Source organism: Bradyrhizobium niftali, assembly GCF_004571025.1.
Taxonomy (GTDB): domain Bacteria; phylum Pseudomonadota; class Alphaproteobacteria; order Rhizobiales; family Xanthobacteraceae; genus Bradyrhizobium; species Bradyrhizobium niftali.
In genome coordinates this window covers 127,721-144,311 of the sequence record NZ_SPQT01000018.1, presented here as the reverse complement: position 1 = coordinate 144,311, position 16,591 = coordinate 127,721, and the positions used below count along the sequence as shown (strand labels likewise).

General features: G+C 60.5%; 23 protein-coding genes and 1 pseudogene. 4 read left to right on the top strand and 20 right to left on the bottom strand.

What is annotated here, in order from left to right:
• Window positions 1-59: 59 nt before the first annotated feature.
• Window positions 60-716 carry a Spy/CpxP family protein refolding chaperone gene (locus E4K65_RS28090; protein WP_135176876.1) on the bottom strand — a complete coding sequence of 219 codons (657 nt, stop codon included), beginning with the start codon at window positions 714-716 and terminating at the stop codon, window positions 60-62.
• A 189-nt stretch (window positions 717-905) separates the two neighbouring features.
• On the opposite strand from E4K65_RS28090, the gene E4K65_RS28085 reads away from it, so the two are divergent.
• Entirely contained in the window at window positions 906-1,157 is a 252-nt protein-coding gene (locus E4K65_RS28085) for a hypothetical protein (RefSeq protein ID WP_135176875.1), read from the top strand.
• 170 nt (window positions 1,158-1,327) lie between these two features.
• Here the strand turns inward: E4K65_RS28085 and E4K65_RS28080 are convergent, their stop codons facing one another.
• From E4K65_RS28080 to E4K65_RS28070, 3 genes are read right to left on the bottom strand one after another with little or no spacing between them, the layout of a single operon-like run.
• On the bottom strand, window positions 1,328-2,449 hold the full coding sequence (locus E4K65_RS28080) for a cysteine desulfurase family protein (protein WP_135176874.1): 1,122 nt from the start codon (window positions 2,447-2,449) through the stop codon (window positions 1,328-1,330).
• A gap of 50 nt (window positions 2,450-2,499) precedes the next feature.
• Complete coding sequence (locus E4K65_RS28075) at window positions 2,500-3,795, bottom strand: MFS transporter (protein WP_135176873.1); 1,296 nt, start codon at window positions 3,793-3,795, stop codon at window positions 2,500-2,502.
• Between the two features lie 4 nt (window positions 3,796-3,799).
• Complete coding sequence (locus tag E4K65_RS28070) at window positions 3,800-4,540, bottom strand: MBL fold metallo-hydrolase (protein WP_135176872.1); 741 nt, start codon at window positions 4,538-4,540, stop codon at window positions 3,800-3,802.
• 74 nt (window positions 4,541-4,614) lie between these two features.
• Between E4K65_RS28070 and E4K65_RS28065 the strand changes: the two genes are divergently transcribed.
• The gene (locus tag E4K65_RS28065) at window positions 4,615-5,283 is read left to right on the top strand and encodes an ArsR/SmtB family transcription factor (RefSeq protein ID WP_135176871.1); all 669 of its coding nucleotides are present in this window, start codon (window positions 4,615-4,617) and stop codon (window positions 5,281-5,283) included.
• Window positions 5,284-5,305: 22 nt separating this feature from the next.
• On the top strand, window positions 5,306-6,136 hold the full coding sequence (locus E4K65_RS28060; RefSeq protein ID WP_135176870.1) for a nucleoside phosphorylase: 831 nt from the start codon (window positions 5,306-5,308) through the stop codon (window positions 6,134-6,136).
• On the opposite strand, the pseudogene E4K65_RS28055 reads toward E4K65_RS28060, so the two are convergent.
• The 5 genes and pseudogenes from E4K65_RS28055 to E4K65_RS28035 all read right to left on the bottom strand — a co-directional run bounded on the left by E4K65_RS28055 (window position 6,120) and on the right by E4K65_RS28035 (window position 8,871).
• Window positions 6,120-6,921: pseudogene (locus tag E4K65_RS28055) on the bottom strand (IS5 family transposase). The gene E4K65_RS28060 and the pseudogene E4K65_RS28055 overlap by 17 nt on opposite strands.
• Window positions 6,922-7,049: 128 nt before the next feature.
• Complete coding sequence (locus E4K65_RS28050; protein WP_130220955.1) at window positions 7,050-7,250, bottom strand: DUF6494 family protein; 201 nt, start codon at window positions 7,248-7,250, stop codon at window positions 7,050-7,052.
• A 93-nt stretch (window positions 7,251-7,343) separates the two neighbouring features.
• Window positions 7,344-7,721, bottom strand: coding sequence for an NUDIX hydrolase (locus E4K65_RS28045; protein WP_135176869.1), 378 nt, complete (start codon window positions 7,719-7,721; stop codon window positions 7,344-7,346).
• Window positions 7,722-8,168: 447 nt separating this feature from the next.
• A complete protein-coding gene (locus E4K65_RS28040; RefSeq protein ID WP_135176868.1) occupies window positions 8,169-8,546 on the bottom strand; it encodes a hypothetical protein in 378 nt (125 codons plus the stop codon).
• A gap of 115 nt (window positions 8,547-8,661) precedes the next feature.
• Window positions 8,662-8,871, bottom strand: coding sequence for a hypothetical protein (locus E4K65_RS28035; RefSeq protein ID WP_135176867.1), 210 nt, complete (start codon window positions 8,869-8,871; stop codon window positions 8,662-8,664).
• 183 nt (window positions 8,872-9,054) lie between these two features.
• Between E4K65_RS28035 and E4K65_RS28030 the strand changes: the two genes are divergently transcribed.
• The gene (locus tag E4K65_RS28030) at window positions 9,055-9,477 is read left to right on the top strand and encodes a hypothetical protein (RefSeq protein ID WP_135176866.1); all 423 of its coding nucleotides are present in this window, start codon (window positions 9,055-9,057) and stop codon (window positions 9,475-9,477) included.
• Window positions 9,478-9,600: 123 nt separating this feature from the next.
• Here the strand turns inward: E4K65_RS28030 and E4K65_RS28025 are convergent, their stop codons facing one another.
• From E4K65_RS28025 to E4K65_RS27975, 11 genes are all read right to left on the bottom strand, one after another.
• A complete protein-coding gene (locus E4K65_RS28025) occupies window positions 9,601-10,212 on the bottom strand; it encodes a class I SAM-dependent methyltransferase (protein WP_135176865.1) in 612 nt (203 codons plus the stop codon).
• Between the two features lie 48 nt (window positions 10,213-10,260).
• The gene (locus E4K65_RS28020; protein ID WP_135176864.1) at window positions 10,261-10,710 is read right to left on the bottom strand and encodes a hypothetical protein; all 450 of its coding nucleotides are present in this window, start codon (window positions 10,708-10,710) and stop codon (window positions 10,261-10,263) included.
• Between the two features lie 194 nt (window positions 10,711-10,904).
• The gene (locus E4K65_RS28015) at window positions 10,905-11,720 is read right to left on the bottom strand and encodes a class I SAM-dependent methyltransferase (protein ID WP_135176863.1); all 816 of its coding nucleotides are present in this window, start codon (window positions 11,718-11,720) and stop codon (window positions 10,905-10,907) included.
• A gap of 332 nt (window positions 11,721-12,052) precedes the next feature.
• Window positions 12,053-12,301, bottom strand: coding sequence for a hypothetical protein (locus E4K65_RS28010; protein ID WP_135176862.1), 249 nt, complete (start codon window positions 12,299-12,301; stop codon window positions 12,053-12,055).
• A gap of 471 nt (window positions 12,302-12,772) precedes the next feature.
• A complete protein-coding gene (locus tag E4K65_RS28000) occupies window positions 12,773-13,300 on the bottom strand; it encodes a hypothetical protein (RefSeq protein WP_135176861.1) in 528 nt (175 codons plus the stop codon).
• Window positions 13,301-13,546: 246 nt separating this feature from the next.
• Entirely contained in the window at window positions 13,547-13,747 is a 201-nt protein-coding gene (locus tag E4K65_RS48865; protein WP_135176860.1) for a GDCCVxC domain-containing (seleno)protein, read from the bottom strand.
• A 100-nt stretch (window positions 13,748-13,847) separates the two neighbouring features.
• On the bottom strand, window positions 13,848-14,180 hold the full coding sequence (locus E4K65_RS48860; RefSeq protein WP_235885747.1) for a hypothetical protein: 333 nt from the start codon (window positions 14,178-14,180) through the stop codon (window positions 13,848-13,850).
• 28 nt (window positions 14,181-14,208) lie between these two features.
• The gene (locus E4K65_RS48855; protein ID WP_235885746.1) at window positions 14,209-14,475 is read right to left on the bottom strand and encodes a hypothetical protein; all 267 of its coding nucleotides are present in this window, start codon (window positions 14,473-14,475) and stop codon (window positions 14,209-14,211) included.
• A gap of 487 nt (window positions 14,476-14,962) precedes the next feature.
• Window positions 14,963-15,226 (bottom strand): hypothetical protein, encoded by a 264-nt coding sequence (locus tag E4K65_RS27985; RefSeq protein WP_135176859.1) that lies wholly within the window; start codon window positions 15,224-15,226, stop codon window positions 14,963-14,965.
• A gap of 115 nt (window positions 15,227-15,341) precedes the next feature.
• The gene (locus tag E4K65_RS27980) at window positions 15,342-15,983 is read right to left on the bottom strand and encodes a DUF1109 domain-containing protein (protein WP_135176858.1); all 642 of its coding nucleotides are present in this window, start codon (window positions 15,981-15,983) and stop codon (window positions 15,342-15,344) included.
• Complete coding sequence (locus E4K65_RS27975; protein ID WP_135176857.1) at window positions 15,980-16,537, bottom strand: sigma-70 family RNA polymerase sigma factor; 558 nt, start codon at window positions 16,535-16,537, stop codon at window positions 15,980-15,982. Before E4K65_RS27975 ends, E4K65_RS27980 begins: the two co-directional genes overlap by 4 nt.
• Between the last annotated feature and the right edge of the window lie 54 nt (window positions 16,538-16,591).

Below are 16,591 nucleotides of genomic sequence, written 5' to 3'. Positions count from 1 at the left end.
GCCTTGTTCGTGGACGCCCGGCCAGCCAACGAGGGCCACTGGAGGTCCTGCCCAACAGGTCATTGCATCGGCTTGCCGGGCTGCATTCCCATGCCCGTTGTCGCTCCGCCGCGCATCGCGGACATCATCGGCATCATGCCCATCTGAGGCGCGAGCAGCTCGTCCGCGGCCTTCTTCTGCTCGTCGGAAAACGTCGAGACCAGGTTCGTGAGCGTCAATTTCATCGCGCGGGCGCCTTCGAGCCGTGCCGCGAGCCATTTCTCCTGGAACGCGAGCTTTTCGACCAGCCCGGCACCTCCGGCGCCCTGCTGCGACATCATCGAGCCGCGCATCTCCCCCAACGTTTTGGCGTTGGCCCGCAGCGCATCGGCGAACGCGTTCCAGACGAGCTTCTGCGCCTCGGTGATCTTGAGCTCGGTGCGGAGGAACGCGACCCGGCCCTCGATGTGATCGATCGTATCCATGCCCATTCCGTCGCCGGACTGCCGCATCATCTCCATCATCTTCGCCATGTCCATCATGGGCATCCTCCCACCCATCATTCCGCCGCCGTTCATGCTCTGAGAGCCGGCCGGCGCCCGCTGGTCTGCCTTTGGCTTGGCCTGTTCCTGCTTCTGGTCGGGGTGATGCCCCTCGTGTTCCGCGGCCGATTGAGCCCAGGCGGCGTGCCCGAGCGTCGTGACGAGTAGCGCGGCGGCAAAGGTCAAAGCGCGCATGGCAAGCTCCTGATCGTGGGTGGCCAACACTCAGGATGACTCGTTCCTGCCGTCGGCCGCTTGATGCACGTCAATCCGACAAGCGATGGAGGTCGGGCTCGGCGCGGCCGCGATCATTCCTTGCGATGTACCAAGTCTCCGTCCGCGGTTCTCTGCTTCGATGTCCCACCATTGACCGGGAGAACGGACATGATCACCAGAACGCTGATTGCCATCGTAGCCGCCGCCGCGCTTGCTGTGCCCGCGATGGCGCAGAGCACGGATAAGGAAAAGAACGGTCACCACTATAGCGGCGGCCCGAAGACTGAAGTCCCTCATCACATGGGCAAGAAGGAAACCACCGTAGGCGTCTCCAAGGGGGCCGCGTCCGGCGGTCATCACTACACGGGCGGGCCCGGCACTTCGTCGCCCCACCACATGGGCGACAAGAAAACCCAGTGATGGGTTGCGTCCACTAACGAGTGCCGTAGGAGCAAAGAATTCGACAATGTGCGGATGACATACGCCTATACCGACGCGTCTGGTTGGGTATGCTTCATGCGGATCCACGAAGGCTTGGGATGGGAGAACAGCCAGCTTTGAGCGGCACCTGATCCACCGCACCCAAGCGGTCAGGCCGGACTCATGGCGGCCAGACGCGCGACCACATCATCGACTTCGTCCGACGTCGTGGATCTTCCCAAGCTGAAACGGATCGCTCCCATTCCAATTTTCTCGGGCACGCCCATCGCGGCGAGAACGGGCGAGAGTTCGACGCGCCCCGAGTGGCACGCCGAACCCGTTGATGCCGCCACATCGCTGAGCTGGCCCAGGATGTCCGCGCCGATCCTGCCGACAAACGACACATTGAGGGTGTTGGGCAACCGATGCGTCGCGTGGCCATTTAGCACGACGTGATCGCTGAAACGATCTTGCAGCCCGTACCAGAATTTATCTCGCAAGGCCCGGATGCGCTCCATGGGAGCGAGGTCCTGCCCTAGCGCGGATGCTGCTCCGAGCCCAACCGCGAGCAATGCGCTCTCTGTCCCTGCACGGCGGCCCAGCTCGTGACCAGCGCCGTGGATCAATGGCTCTAATTCGAGACCGCCGCGCACGTAGAGCGCGCCGACGCCCTTCGGCGCATAGAGCTTGTGACCAGCGATCGACAACAGGTCGACGCTGAGTTCGTTGACCCTGGTCGGGATCTTGCCGACCGACTGCGCTGCGTCGGTGTGGAAACGGATGCCGTGCTCCCGCGCAATCGCGCCGATCTCCTGGATCGGTTGGATGGTGCCGACCTCGTTATTGGCATGCATGATGCTGATCAGAGCCGTCTGCGGAGTGACGGCGCGGCGGATGTCGTCCGGATCGACGCGGCCGGTCCGGTCCACCGGGATATAAGTAATCGAGGCGCCGAACCGCTGGACAAATCGACAGGGAGCGAGAACAGCCGGATGCTCGATTGCCGAGGTGATGATGTGCGTCCCGTTCCGGCTCGCCCCGAAGAACGTACCCTTGATTGCGAGATTGTTAGCCTCGCTGCCGCCGCTGGTGAACACGATCTCCTCGGGCGCGGCGCCGATCAGCGTGGCGATCTGGCCACGGGCGTGCTCCAGGGCAAGCTTGGCCGGGGTGCTGGCCCAATGGCCGCTGGAGGGGTTGCCGAAGGCGTCGCCCAGAAGCGGACGCATCGCCGCCGCGACTGCCGGATCCACCGGGGTGCTCGCATTGTAGTCTAGATAAATCGGCGGCATACCAGCTCCTTGCGGGATTCAAAACACCAAGACCTTCTGAGCAGAAACGGTCACGGTCGCCAGTTCGGCCATGGTGTTTGCGTTGGGTCAACCGAGCCAGCCTTGCGCTCGCGCATGACGACCGCGACGACGACACCCGAGACAAACGTGAGAGTTGCGATCGAGGAAATTGCCGCCGAAAGCCCGAACCGGTCGGCGATGATGCCGGCCGACAGCGCCCCGATCGCGTAGCCGAGATCGCGCCAAAAGCGGTAGACGCTGAGCGAGCGCGCCCGCCAGCTCGGATGCGAGGCGTCTGATACGGCGGCGATCAGACACGGGTACACCATGGCGGTGCCAAGTCCGAGCAGCAGGCTGCCGACAAGCCACCACTCGAAATAACTCGTCGTCCCAGTTAGGAACAAACCAGCGGCCTGTACCCACATGCCGGCGACGATCAGACCCTTGCGGCCCCACCGGTCGGACAGAGGACCCGTGGCGACCTGAAGGATGCCCCATGTCGCTGGATAGACGGCCTTCAATATGCCGATGCGATCGACTGCCAACCCAAAGGAGACGAAGAACAGCGGGAAGATGCCCCAGCTCATCCCGTCGTTGAGGTTGTTCACCAACCCCGCCTGCGAGGCGGCGAACAAGTTGCGATCCCTGAACGACGTGAGGACGAAGATCTCCCGGAAACTGATCGGAGATGCTTGACGCGCATGCGCCGCAGTCTCCAGCCGGACGTGTTCGCGCGTGTCGCGCACCAACAGGATCGAGAGCGCCGCACCGAGGATCGCATAGGCCACACCGAGGTAGATCGGCGCCGGCCGCAGCCCATACTCTGACGCGAGATATCCGGTGAGGTAGGCGGTCACGCCGACCGCAAGATATCCAGCGAACTCGTTCAGGCCCACCGCCAGGCCGCGCGATTTCGGTCCGACGAGATCGATCTTCATGATCACGGTCATCGACCAGGCAAGGCCCTGATTGATGCCGAGAAGGGCATTGGCGGCGATCACCCATTCCCAGCTCGGCGCCCAAATGATCATGAAAGGCACCGGAAGGCCGACCAGCCACCCGAGGATCAGAACCCGCTTGCGCCCCCACTTGTCGGCGAGCTGGCCGGAAACGAGATTGGCGCACGCCTTCACGACGCCGAAGCTGACGATGAAGGAGACGACAAGAGTCGTCGAGCCGATCTTGAACTCCTCGGCGCCGATCAGCGGCACGACGGTTCGCTCGATCCCGACCATCCCGCCGACGAAGGCGTTGATCAGGACGAGGAGAGCGAACTGCGGCCAGTTTTCCTTCAGCCCCAAACTGACCGATGGTGGGCCTTGCGGGGCGGCTTCCGCTTGGCTCATGGCATCAGGCCGCAGCGGCAGTGGCGCCCGAATTGGCGGCTCTGATCTTGGCGGCTTCCGGTGGCGCCGGCGGAATCTCGGCGACCATGAACCGGATAAACTCGGCTTCGTCCTCGATCGCGAACGCCTGATTGTGCCGCTTTTCGAAGCCGATCGTGGACCAGGGCTTGCCGCTCAGCCGGCGACCGCAGACCGAACCCGCATAGGCGCCGGGCAGTACCTCGACATGGTCCGGCAAGCCCTTCAGCTTGCGCACACTGCGGAACAGTTGTTTTGCGCCTTCTTCCGCGCTGACGGCGAGCTCGGTACGGCCCAGGTCGCCGACCATCAATGTGTGACCGGTCAAGACGAACCAAGGCTCGTCGGCGCGCGTCCGGTCCGTCACAAGAATACAGATGTGCTCGGGCGTGTGACCCGGCGTGTGGAGAACCGTCGCCGTGACGTTGCCGAGCGGAAGGACGTCGCCGTCGCGCACACTCTTGAACGGAAACGACACGCCCGCGGTCGACGAGAGCACGTAGGGAGCCCCTGCCGCCTCGGCGAGAGCCCGGCCCGCCGACAGGTGGTCGGCATGGACATGCGTATCGATGACAAACTGAATCCGCATGCCGGCATTGTCGGCGGCTTGCAAATAGGGCTGGATATCGCCGACGGGATCGACGACCGCGCCGGCCGCCTTGCCGCCGCAGCCGAACAGGTAAGAGATGCCAACGGGATCGTTATGCAAGAACTGGCGGAGGATCATGGACTTGCACTCCTCTCTAAGAGCGGCTAAATAACATTCAATCGATCTGCTGAATGATATATTCAGGAGCTGCCGTGTCAAGTACCGGACCGAAACACGCGATCTATGAGAACCTTGCCGAGGTGGCGCAGGCGTTGGGCCATGCGCATCGGCTCGAGCTGTTGGAGCACCTCGCTCAAGGGATGCGCAGCGTCGAGGAGCTATCGGCCCGTGCGCATCTGACGTTCGCCAACACATCCCGCCATCTGCAGATCCTCAGGCGCGCGCGTCTCGTCGAGACGGAGCGGCGGGGTAAACATGTTCTCTATCGCTTGGCCGGCGATGCCGAAGTGGTCGCGCTGATGAAGGCGTTGGGTCGCGTCGGCGAGCGGAACGTCGCCGAAATTGGCCGTATCGTGACCGATTACTTCCACGCCCGCGATGCACTCGAACCGGTGTCGCGAGATGATCTGGTCGCACGATTGCACGACGACTTGGTCACGGTGCTCGATGTTCGCCCCGAAGACGAATTCGCGCTGGGCCATCTTCCGGGGGCTCTCAACATTCCATTCGCCGAACTGGAGAGACGTTTGAGCGAACTGCCGAAAGGTCGCGAGGTGATCGCCTATTGTCGCGGCCCCTATTGCGTCCTTTCGTTTGATGCGGTCGCAGCGCTCCGGGGGCGAGGTTATCGCGTCCGTCGACTCGAGGACGGGTACCCCGAATGGAAGGCCGCCGGATTGCCGGTCGAGGCGGTCGCTTGATCAGGTAAGTCCAGGAAATCCCATGGATCAGAAGGCAGATCACACGAGCTCGGCGTGGCCGATCGTGAACGGCAAGGAGCATGCTTCTCCTTCCGTGTTTCAGCCGGAAGCACTGCTGCGCGAGGCGCGTCGGCAGAAAGGCGTCCCCCTGCTCGACGTCCCCCAAATTTGCATGCTCGACCCTGATGGCGATGTCGTGCGACACCTCCGGCGAACTGGTGCCGGACGGCTCCACCAAGGGTGGGCCTGTTACCACACCGAGCTGCTCGCCTTCGATCTGGAAGGCATTGGCGAGGTCGGTGTCGTCGGTTGCGCAGTCGGCGCGCCCTTCGCCGTGCTCGTGGCCGAGCAGCTTTTTGTCTCAGGTTGCCGGTTATTGATCAGCGTGACCTCGGCGGGACAGATCACAGACAGCGGGCCTCCGCCTTACTTTGTGCTGATCGATCGTGCCCTACGCGATGAGGGAACGAGCTATCACTATCTTCCGCCGGCGAGGTTCGCCGAGGCACCCGACGCGTCGTTGCTTGCGCGCGTCGAAAGTGCCCTGACGGCACTTCCGGGCATTGCGGTCCATCGTGGAGCGACCTGGACAACGGACGCGCCCTATCGCGAAACTGACACAGCGATTGCGTCAGCGCGTGACGCAGGCGCGCTCGCCGTGGAAATGGAGGCTGCCGCGCTCCATGCCTTCGCGACCGCGAAACGTCGATCGGTTGTCTGCTTCGCGCATGTGACGAATACCATGGCGCAGACCAATGGCGACTTTGAAAAGGGCGAGGCGGATGGAGCCACGGCAACCCTTGCCGTGGTCGCTGCAGCAGCGCGCAGTTGGCGATCTACGGCGGAGCGGTAGATCCCTGTCGCCGCTGTGTCAAACTAGGACGTGGCTCATTAGCGCCGAGCCATAGCCTGATTGACGCGAGTTGCACGAAGGCAAGGTAATTGGCGGCAAGTTTGTCGTAGCGCGTCGCTACCCGACGACATTGCTTGATCCTGTTGAAGAACCGCTCAACTCGATTGCGAGCGCGATACAGATAGGGACTGAAGCAGATCGGTTCGCTGCGATTGCTTTTCGGCGGGATGTTGGCCCATGCTCCTTTCTTGATCGCAAGTTCTCTAATCCAATCGGCGTCGTAGCCACGGTCCGCCAGCAGCATCGATCCAGGCTTCATGCGAGATAAGAGTTTTCCAGCAAGCCGATTGTCGTGGGCTTCCCCAGGCGTCAGCGCAACTCGGACCGGTAGGCCGTTTGTATCCAGGACCGCAGAATCTTACTGGTCAACCCGCCCCGTGACCGCCCCATGCATTGTCTTTTATTCCGGTCGATGCAGGCTCCATGTTGATGCACGCGGACAATCGACGTGTCGATCATTTGCACAGCGGCATCGTGAGCGGCTGCCAAGGCCTTCATAATCGCCGTCCACACACCTGCTCGTCGCCCAACGAACGAAGCGATTGTAGCAAGTGGTATACCGGCCGAAAGCATCTGGTAGATCGCGCCATGGCGCCCCCGGATCGTAGCACCCAGAAGATACCATTGAGGACGCGACGATCATTCACCCGCGGTACGCCGCGCGGCTTGTTTGGCAGCATCGGCCTGATGGCAGTCCATTTCTCGTCGGAGAGTTCGTAGCGCATGATTCGCCCCCCTTTTGAATCATGGCTCGGCAGTCTGGCTCAATGGGCGCCAGCCGACGGGATGGCCGCGATGTGCCCGAAAGCGGACGCATTATGCTCACTCCAATGCTGGGGCAGCCGGGACAGCGTCAGAGTGCGATTGTTTCCTCGACTACATGTTTCAGCGGCGTCCCCTCAGCGGACAGGGTCATTCGCAGTTTGAGCTTGCCACCTTTCACTGCCCCGCTACGCACCAGGTTCTCAATTTCACGCTGCGATGTAACCCCGACATGCTTCAGAAATTTACGAATAGCCATATTGAAGCGGTCTTCATCGAACTCGGCGGTCATGGCTGCTCTCCCTGGTCGGGCGGGGAAGTCTAACACGAGGCGAGCAAAGACCAAACATCGAGGCCCAACTCGCTTCGACTGCGGGAACACAATTCACTTCGGAAACAACTTGTCCCGAATGTAGCGCGAAGTCGGCGTCAGCCTGATTCCTCGTGGCTTGCACCAGACTGCCCTGTCGATCTCCTTCTTGTCGCCGATCTTCAGCGGGCCGGACGCGTTCTTGGCTAAGAAGATCGCGTCACTCATCTTGCGACCGGACCGACGATTCTTTGCCTTCACTTCTTTCCAGAGCTTCACCGGCCCCAGCTTGAGCTTCGGCAGTTCTTCCCCGATCTCTCGGCGGAGGCACTTCCTTTCACTCTCACCTGCACGCTTGCGACCGCCCGGAAACATCCAGAGCCTATCGCGTCGTCGTCTGACCAGGAGCACGCGTCCCCTCTTCGCGACAACAAGTTTTGAAGACTTCGCCATTTCTCTTCGAATCGATTTGGCAGATCAGCACCAGTCTAGACCGGCTGGTTCGACCTGCAATGGATGAGCGTCAGCCCGCCCCCGTAGTATCACGGAGCGACCCCACAGGTCGTGACCATGTGTTCATGGCGCACTATCCTTACGAAACATGCTCGAAATCTTCGACATCCTCCAAGAGCCCAAGTTCTGGGTCGCGATGGCCTTTGGACTGGCTCCGATCGTCATCGGCATCATCATCCTGCGGTCAAGCCGCTGAAGTCGCCAGTGACACCTTCCCGTTCCGGCGGCAGTGGGTAGATCCTCTCCGGTGGCCGTGCGCATGTCGGTTGTTGGCCCATTTGCGAAGTAGCAACCACCTTCGCGGATGTCCGCTGAGTGAGGCAGGGCAGACCAGATTGCTCACGTTGAGTTCTCCGCATTTTGACCCATCTGCGACATGGGGCAGGTTCAGCCGACCAGCTGGCAGTGCCCGCTGATGAAAGTACCGTCGCGTTTATGCGCCTTAAACGTGCCGTCGACGCGGTTGATGAAACCTTGCCAGACAGCGGTCGGGTCGAACAGATGTTGCCAAATGTTGCCGAGCGTAAGCGCCGTCTCAAAGAACAAGTGCGTATCCGTGACGCGGACGGCCAAATTGCTTCCGAATGTCCGAGAGTGCATCGTCCCCTCGTCTAGATCAACGGTGACCTGTTCCCCGTTTATGTAGACCGAGTTGCGCTCGCTAGCCGTAAGGCCCCGCGCCCAGCATTTCAGCTCGATCGTCTCGGCATGTGCAGCCGTTGCAGCTAACAGCGCTGCGACGATGATGGTTGCTTTCAGCTTCACAGTTATCTCGTCGCTTTGTGACGGCCCTGCCGGGGGTTCGGACAATGCAGGACATTCGATGACTTTGCCGAAATTTCGGTGTCGACTTCGAAGGAAGTGCAGAGGACTCAGTCGTTCAGAGATGAGCACGCGGCAATAGCCATCCGATGATCTTCTGATACGGATCGCGACGACTGCGGACGAATGCGTCTTCGTTCTGCTGAGCGGCGGTCCTGGCGAATTCAGAAATCCCCTGCACAAACTGCCGTTTATCCTTCGGAAGCTTCGCCCATTGGCGAATGATCTTCCGGCGGGCTTCGCGTTGCTTTTCCCTTACATCAGGCATCGGGACGCTCCTTGAAGAGGATTATTCCGGTCGACCTAGTATTGTTTGGGCTCGCTAGAACTTCAACGTTCAATCAAGAACTCTTAGCCCCTCTGATCGTGCAGCGCTATACACGGGAGCTAGTCTCATATTGGCTTTGCAGGCCCGCCGCCCTAGAATTGCGGCGATCGCAGGACGGGCGAAATGCAGTATGTTTGCGACGCGCCGAAGGGCAAGACCTGGTTCCGTATCGAGACCGAAGGTGAAGCGATGCATGAGTCGCGCCTGATGGGCCACACAGTTGAGAAATATTTCCGCCGCGAGCGGGAGAAGGCAGTCCAGTCCTGGCGTCCCGAGCGGCCCAACGCGATCGAGCGCGACATCGGCCTCGAGGCCCATGTACAGCGAGAGATGCCGCTTTTCCTCACGCTGCGCGACAGGGAGGGCAATGCACTAACTACAGCGATGCTGCCACCGGGTGGCAAGGATCGCGGCGGGTTCCCGATCATCATCGTTGCCGCATCCAATGCCGATCCTTATCCTCAGCAGGACGCGGCCATCGCTGCACTGGGAGCGCATTTCGGTCTCACACTCGATCGCAACCGCTGCTTCCCCTACGGCCGCTAAGGAGCCTGACAAGTATCGCCGCTTGATTGGAGCGATGTCGGCTCATCGCCCTTCAGCGACCTCGGCAGACGTCCGCTTTCCCGCCGCTGTTAGGGGTTGAGCGGACATAAGGCGGCCAGCTGCCTAGCCCGGACTCGCGCTGCCTTCATACATATATGTCATTGGCTTCGGCCCCGGCATGTAGCCGGTTTCCACGCGATCAACCCGGAATCCCGCATCTTCGATCATCAATTGGATGGGGCGATTAAGATGACAACCGCCGCTGATGCGGCTCCAAGCGGGCGTGAGCCAATCCTGCCATCTACGCACATTCTTGTCTGGCGCCAGGCCATGCTCAGCGAACAAGAGCCTGCCTCCAGGCCGAAGCACCCGGCGCATCTCGGCCAGCGCCGTGGCGGCTTGTGGAATGCTGCATAACGTCCAGGTGGTCACGACGGTATCGACGCTGTGGTTGTCGAGTGGAATGGCCTCGGCTGATCCCGTGATGAAATCCACCGGCATGTTCGGATGTTGAGCACGGCGTGCCATGGCAATGAGATTCGGAGCGGGCTCGAGCGCCAATACCTGTTTTACGGGCGACCGATAGAAAGGCAAGTTCCTGCCTGAACCGACGCCGATCTCGACCACTCGCCCCTCAGCGGCGCCAATGACCCGCTTGCGATACGGTACGAGGTCTTTGTTACGCATCGCAAGATCGCAAAGCTTCGGCAGGATCGTCTCGCTATAGAAGCCCATCAGCGGTTCTCCATCAGAGTGCACAGATGTCCCTGCCTCCGCCGATCGTCAACTTTTCCAGAATGCCGTCTCCGGCAACTCCTGCCAAACTGGCAAGTTCTTTCCGTTGTGTACGTAGAACGCGGTCAGGACCAGGACATAGGACGATCCCATTTCAATGACATGCAGATAAACCGACTTCCACCATCGCCGTCGCAAAGCGAGGCGTCCCCCGGAGGCAGCTCCAAAGGAGAGAACTCCCAAAATGAACAGGTGGTAGTCTTCCGTCCATCGAACCGCCGCCAATACGCTTGCCGACAAGAAAACCGCGAGCAGGCACCAGTAGTAGGTCGTACCGAAGCTCGAATGGCGTCCCCTGCCCTTGGTGCTCAGCATTGCGAGGACGCCAACGACGATACAGGCTATCCCAACCACGACGTGAAAGGCGACTCCGACAAGAAAAGCTGGGGAGGTCGACGGAATGGGAATCCCGGCAACAACCGTAATGCCATCGGCCATCGACATCCCCTCCGCGTCGCCTCGCAACTCCGTCTTTGAACAATCAACGGCGGAGCGTCCGTTGAGTGCTTCAGAAAAGCCCGGAAACAACCTGCATTTTCGACCGGCTGTTGGTCGATGTTTGTAGCGCCTCCTGGAGGTCGAGTCGGGCTTCTGTGATCACCGCCGGTCAAGATCGGAACTTGCGAATACGGTCAATTTACCGCGACGGTCACGCGCAAGAAGGTCGCAGGAATGGACGTTGTGTCCTTGCTAGGACTTCTGTTCTGGCTGTCAAATAGACCCTCCAGCTCTTTCTGAAGATCCGCGGCTCGACCATTCTTGTCTGCAGCTTCGACGGCATTCATGGTGGGTCCATAATATCCTATGAACAAGGCGACCAGGTCCGACGGCTTGCCTGGAAAACTGAACGTGTATGTGTCCTTGACGAAGGAGATGTTTTCCTTCGGAATGCCTGCACCGCCAAATCGCTCGATCACGTTGCTTTCAACGCCCCACGTCATCGGACTGATGAAGCCTTCCGGCGGCGGCGGCGCGTAAGCCGCGCTGATTTTCAGGATCTGCGCCACCAGCGTTGGATCATTCGGAATCCAATTCCCCATCACGATGCGTCCACCGGATCGCGTCACGCGCACCATTTCCTTTGCGACATCGAACGGCTTTGGCGCGAACATGGCGCCGAAGATGCTGACGACGAGATCGAACGTGTCATCCTTGAGTTCGTGCAGATTTGACGCGTCGCCCTCCTGAAATCTGCAATTCGTCAGGCCGAGCTCCCTGACGCGCCTGTTGCCCGCTTCAACAAGATTGCTGGCAATGTCGACGCCGAGCACATCGGCTCCGCGCCTGGCCTCCGGCAGTGCGGTCGTTCCGTCGCCGCATCCGAGATCCAGCACTTTCAGCCCCCTTGTCACCCCGATACGCTCAACGAGCGCCTCTCCGCTTTCTCTCATAGTCTGGGCAATACGAGTAAAGTCGCCTTTTTCCCAAAGCGCTTTGTTCGGATTCATTGAATTCCTCCCTCTCCATCCGTCACGCGTTAATTTGTATTCCAACCGAGAGTCCTGGTTGCAGTGGTCAACGTCCTAATGATGGTGGTCCGGCTGGCGGCCGGGCTCATAGCCCCGCAGCTCGGCGTACGCCTTGAGCTGCGTCGGAGCGAGCAAGGCAGACGTGGATAGATGATATTTCAAATGAGACGCGCGGGCCTCCCCTCCGTAACGGCAATTGCGGCTGTGCTTTCAGCCAGACTTTCCGGCGCTAACTGTCCGGTTTGCAAAATGTCCGTCCCGTTCGCTCTCCTCGCAATCAGCGTGGCCCCTCAAAGGCATCGCTTCCGCCTTCATGGCGTCGAATAGCGCCAGCACGCGCGCTGCTCCGTCGTGAGGTCGAGCTTGTCGGCTAACTCTAGCACATGCGACGGGTCGGGATAGCCGTTCAACTCCGCGGCCAGCGCAAGGCCTAATGAAAGGTCGGCGACCTGCTGCTCCGAGAGCGCCTTGATTGGACGCATTTGCAGTCCGGCATAGGACATCTGCGCCTGAGCTTCAGACAAGGTCAGGACATAGGCCGCGATCGCCAATTTCTTCATGATACTGATGCGCCTAAACCAAGAGCAAAGTCATTGACTTGCCGCGAGGCACGGCTGGCGAGTGCGCTCGCCATGGGAGCCGTAGATATTGCGGCGCTTGCCGCTAATGCCGCCTCGTTCGCGCTGCTGTGGGCCTATCGCAAGGGCGATGCCAACATGCGCTCGGGATCTGCACCCGCAACTATGTGCTCGGGAACCGCGCGGTAGCTTCTTGCCGCACTTGGTTCGGAACCGGCACCGGCTGGCACGACGTCATCATTGCCGTGATCATGGCCGGCCTTGCCCTGCAAGGCGCAAGCATTGTTGCTCAGCAGTCCACCCTGGAACTGAGGGCGCATCCGGCTTAGTTCGAAGCACCTGTTTCTCTACGACAGCAACAAACAGCGACTGCCAGCGAATATCGGCCTGCTGCTCTGTCTATTGCTAACGCTGCTAACGCAGCGGGACAATGAGCAAGCGTACAATGGGCAGTTATTCAGCGGAGCCAAAGCTGGCGCGAGGCGCATTTGTGCCGTCAGCCTGATGAACGCCGCCAAAGCGCTTCGCGCGTGAAGCAGACGCCGTGCGTGAGCTGTTGCAGGGCGCAACAACGGCAGCGAGATCACGACCTCGCAGGTACATCATTTTTGGTGTCAAACCGCCGCGCCGTGTGATCCAGGCGCGCACGGGAGCTGGATACGTACTCATCAGATCTTGCGTTCCGGATGCGCTGACGACGCGTCTGCCGGAGTCATCGAACGTCCATGCGGCATGGAAACCCAGCACCGCATTCGGGGTCGCGCAGATTCGGTCGCTAGGCACGAGTCCGAGCACCATGGTGCAGGCCGAAACGCATGTGCCGGCAATGACAACAGGCTCACCTGAGTCGCGCACCTGTCGGAAGTGCGCTGTGTAGTCCTGCATCTTGCCGCCGGGGTCGCCGCTGATAATGACGGTCGCAGAAGCCGGCGTCACGGTCAGCGCAGCCGCCACAACGGCAGCAATGAGGCACGCTCGCATGTCCTTTTCCTCGGCGGGACCAATCTTGCGTCAGATGTCGCAAGTTGCGTGCCACGAGCCGAAGCATTTAGGATCGCTAGCTAAGCCATTGATTGGAGAAAGCTTTCTTAGAAGGCGAAGCGCTTCCGCCGGGCCAAAGCCTAAAAATTAGGCGATCCTGCGCGTCTTGATGAAGATCGATGCAACGAGCTAGGACTCACCGCAGCACATGCGCGATCCCGAGCGGTCGCTGAACGATGTCTCGGACTATGAGCAACAGCCGCCCGCTTGAATCGGCGGACAGGGTACCGAGCCGAACGAGCAAAACACGCAGCAATCGCCTGCTCTCGGCTTCAGCCGCGTGCCGCAGCCCTTGCAGTCATAAAAGAATTGGCACGCGTCCGTCGGCATGGTTTCGGCCGCTTGATGGCCGCACTCGGGACAGGTGAGGGTCGATCTCAACTGCATCAACAATGCTCCGGACCCGGTCGCCTCAGCAGCGGGCTTCGACGGTTTTAGCAATTTCGTCCGGCGCAGCAAAGATCACGGATGATCATGCCGGCCGGCATCAGCGCGGGCGCGCCTTTTCTGGCCCGGCCGAGCTCGAGTCGGTTCTGAAGCGCAAATTGCGTTCCCAAAATGCGCGCGTCTTCCCGTCTGCCGTGGTCACGCGATAGGTGTCGTGACAATAGGTCAGCGCCGTAACGTGCTTGGAGGGCTCGAGCTTCTTCAGGTCGGGATCACGTCCGCCGGCGCCCATCATGCCTCTCATCATCCCGCCCATGCCACCCTTGCCGTCCTGTTGCGCTATCTGCGGCGGTGCTCCCGGCCTCGTGGCCTCCTTGAGAAAGGCGAGCAGGTCTGCGCGCACGCGCGCATCCTTAATGCCATTGAAAGTCATTTCGTTGTCCGGGACAATTTGGTCGGGATCAGTGAGCCAGCTGTCCAGCGAATGATCGTCCGGACAACTTAAGTGCATCCGAGTAGCGCTCGAAGCTTGCGAGGCCACCGGCCTTGCACCCCCACAGTCCGGCGAGGCTCGGGCCCGTCATGTTGCGGTCGGGCTCAAGCGAATGACAGGCGGCGCAGACGCGGAACGCCTGCCGACCGCTGGATGCGTCGCCTTGCTGGGCGGAGGCCGGCGTTTGAAACCCAACGATCGCCAGAGCAAGAAGACCAAGTTTGCGCATGGCCATTCCCTCTGTCGTCACGAACGGAGGTACTTAATGAGTGCAGCCGCCGCGAGAACCAGGACGACAACGATCAACAGCCAGATTAGGCTCATCGCCCACATCATTCCAGGCATCGTACCGTCCATCATGCCTAGCCTCGTTCTTGCGATCCGAAGGGCTGATTCCGCACTTCAAGCACTTGTACATCATGAGCATGCAGGCCGGTGCAGTCAGCGCGCGCACGACTTCGGCCGTGGTCAGCCAGTGCCAATTATAGGCAATGCCAAGAGCGACAACGGTCCGAGCGTCGCATACAACGCAGCACCATATTGATCCAGGTTATCGCTCAATCTGCTGCGCAGACCATCGAGAAGGTTCGTCACTGTTGCGACGCGCTCACTCACAAACATCAGGGAGCTCCTTTCTTTTTGGTCCGCTGCAGCAAACAGGAGACACCGCGGGAAACAAATGCCCACAGCTCCCTTGTACGCAGGTGTCGTCGGCCTCGCCTCTAGTGGCCTTTCGGGCCGCCCTGATAGCGCGAGGCCGGCCGATCCTCGATCGCACCGATCGCAGGCGCCACAACGCGTGCCCTGCGGTCGTACACAATTGCAGAACGTCCGGGGTCTTGCGCGTAGACCGGGGATTGTGCGCTGCGTCCTGCCTCGTTCGGCCAATAGCTCTTGTCGGTGATCGTCGATCCCGCGTGGGCGGTTGCCGACACCGCGGCCAGCGGCAGCAAGAGCGACATCGTGAGAAGACTCTTCTTCAACATAGTCCCGGCTCCATTTTGATCGGAAGCGCGTTGTGCGCCTCTAATAGGGAGTTCGGGTCAACTCTTCCGACGGTTACAAACTCACGCTGACGTGAAGGATACTCAATACCTACGCTTACCAGCGGAGCAATCGCGGTCCCAAGGCTGCGCCGGCCACGGTGCAGAGCACAATCGTGCCCCCGTACCAGACGGCAACGAACGGCAATGAATCACTGGTGCAGTGCAGCGCATAGGCCAACGCACTGATGCCGCCGGCGACGAGGCCAGTGAAGGCACCGGTGCGAACGAGATGGGTCGGAGCGGCCTTCCGCACCGCCCAAACAAGGATGGCAAACGGCACGATCGCTATGATCGGTATCGACAAGAGGCATTCTAGCCATTCATCGCCCAGCATCATCCTGTCCCAATGCGAGCTCGGCGCCGATCCGAGGCTGATGATGGCGAGCAATATGACGGCTCCGAACGGTAGCACGGCCCAAATCGAGGCTGTCTTGTGCTCCCCACCAGGACGCGCCAGCCGAAGCAAATAGATCGACGCGATACCAATGATCGCCATCGCAAAGGCGGCCTTTGCGCCAAGGAACACGACGGCACGTGCCGTCATGACGTCGGCACGCAGGCCGAACCACACTGCCATCAAGCCAAGCGCGAACACGACGGCGGTGACGAGGGCCAAGCCGACCGTCCGGCGGATTGCGCTATGATCTACGGGCTCGACGTGTCGGCTGAGTGCAGCGACTAGTTCATCCGTCCTCATGCTTTGACCTCCTTGGCAATCATGTCTGCCAATGCCTTGAGCCCGCGGTGAATGCTGACCTTTATCGTGGGCTCCGAAAGCTGATATTTCTGTGCCGCCTCAGCGATGCTCAAACCCTCCAGTTTCACGGCGCCGATGGCGTATTGCATGTTTTTCGGTAGTCTTCCAATCAAGCGCCGAATGTCATAGCTGTTCTCCGCGGCAACGTGGTCGTCATGCGCCATGATGTCGTCGGCCTCATCAATGGGCACGTCGGCACGCGATGTCCGCGACCGGCGCAAGAAATCGATCAACTTGTAGCGCGCGATGGCATGCACCCATGGTGTCAATGGTTCTGCTGGGTCGTAGCTGTGTCGCTGAATATGAATGGCCAACAGTGCTTCCTGAACCAAATCCTCCGCTTCCGTCGCACCCTTGCCGAAGCTTGCGAGTTTGCGTTTGTAGTAGGCCCTTAGATGCCGACTCAGCCGCTCGAGCAGAGCCCGGTGTGCGGCCGCATCGCCGGCCTGGCTGGCAAGCATCAAGGCCTTCAGTTCCGTCTCGGGGCTCGTCATGCCTGCCTATCTTCCTAGTTCGCTTGCGCGATCGATTTGGTTACAGCCGCGAGT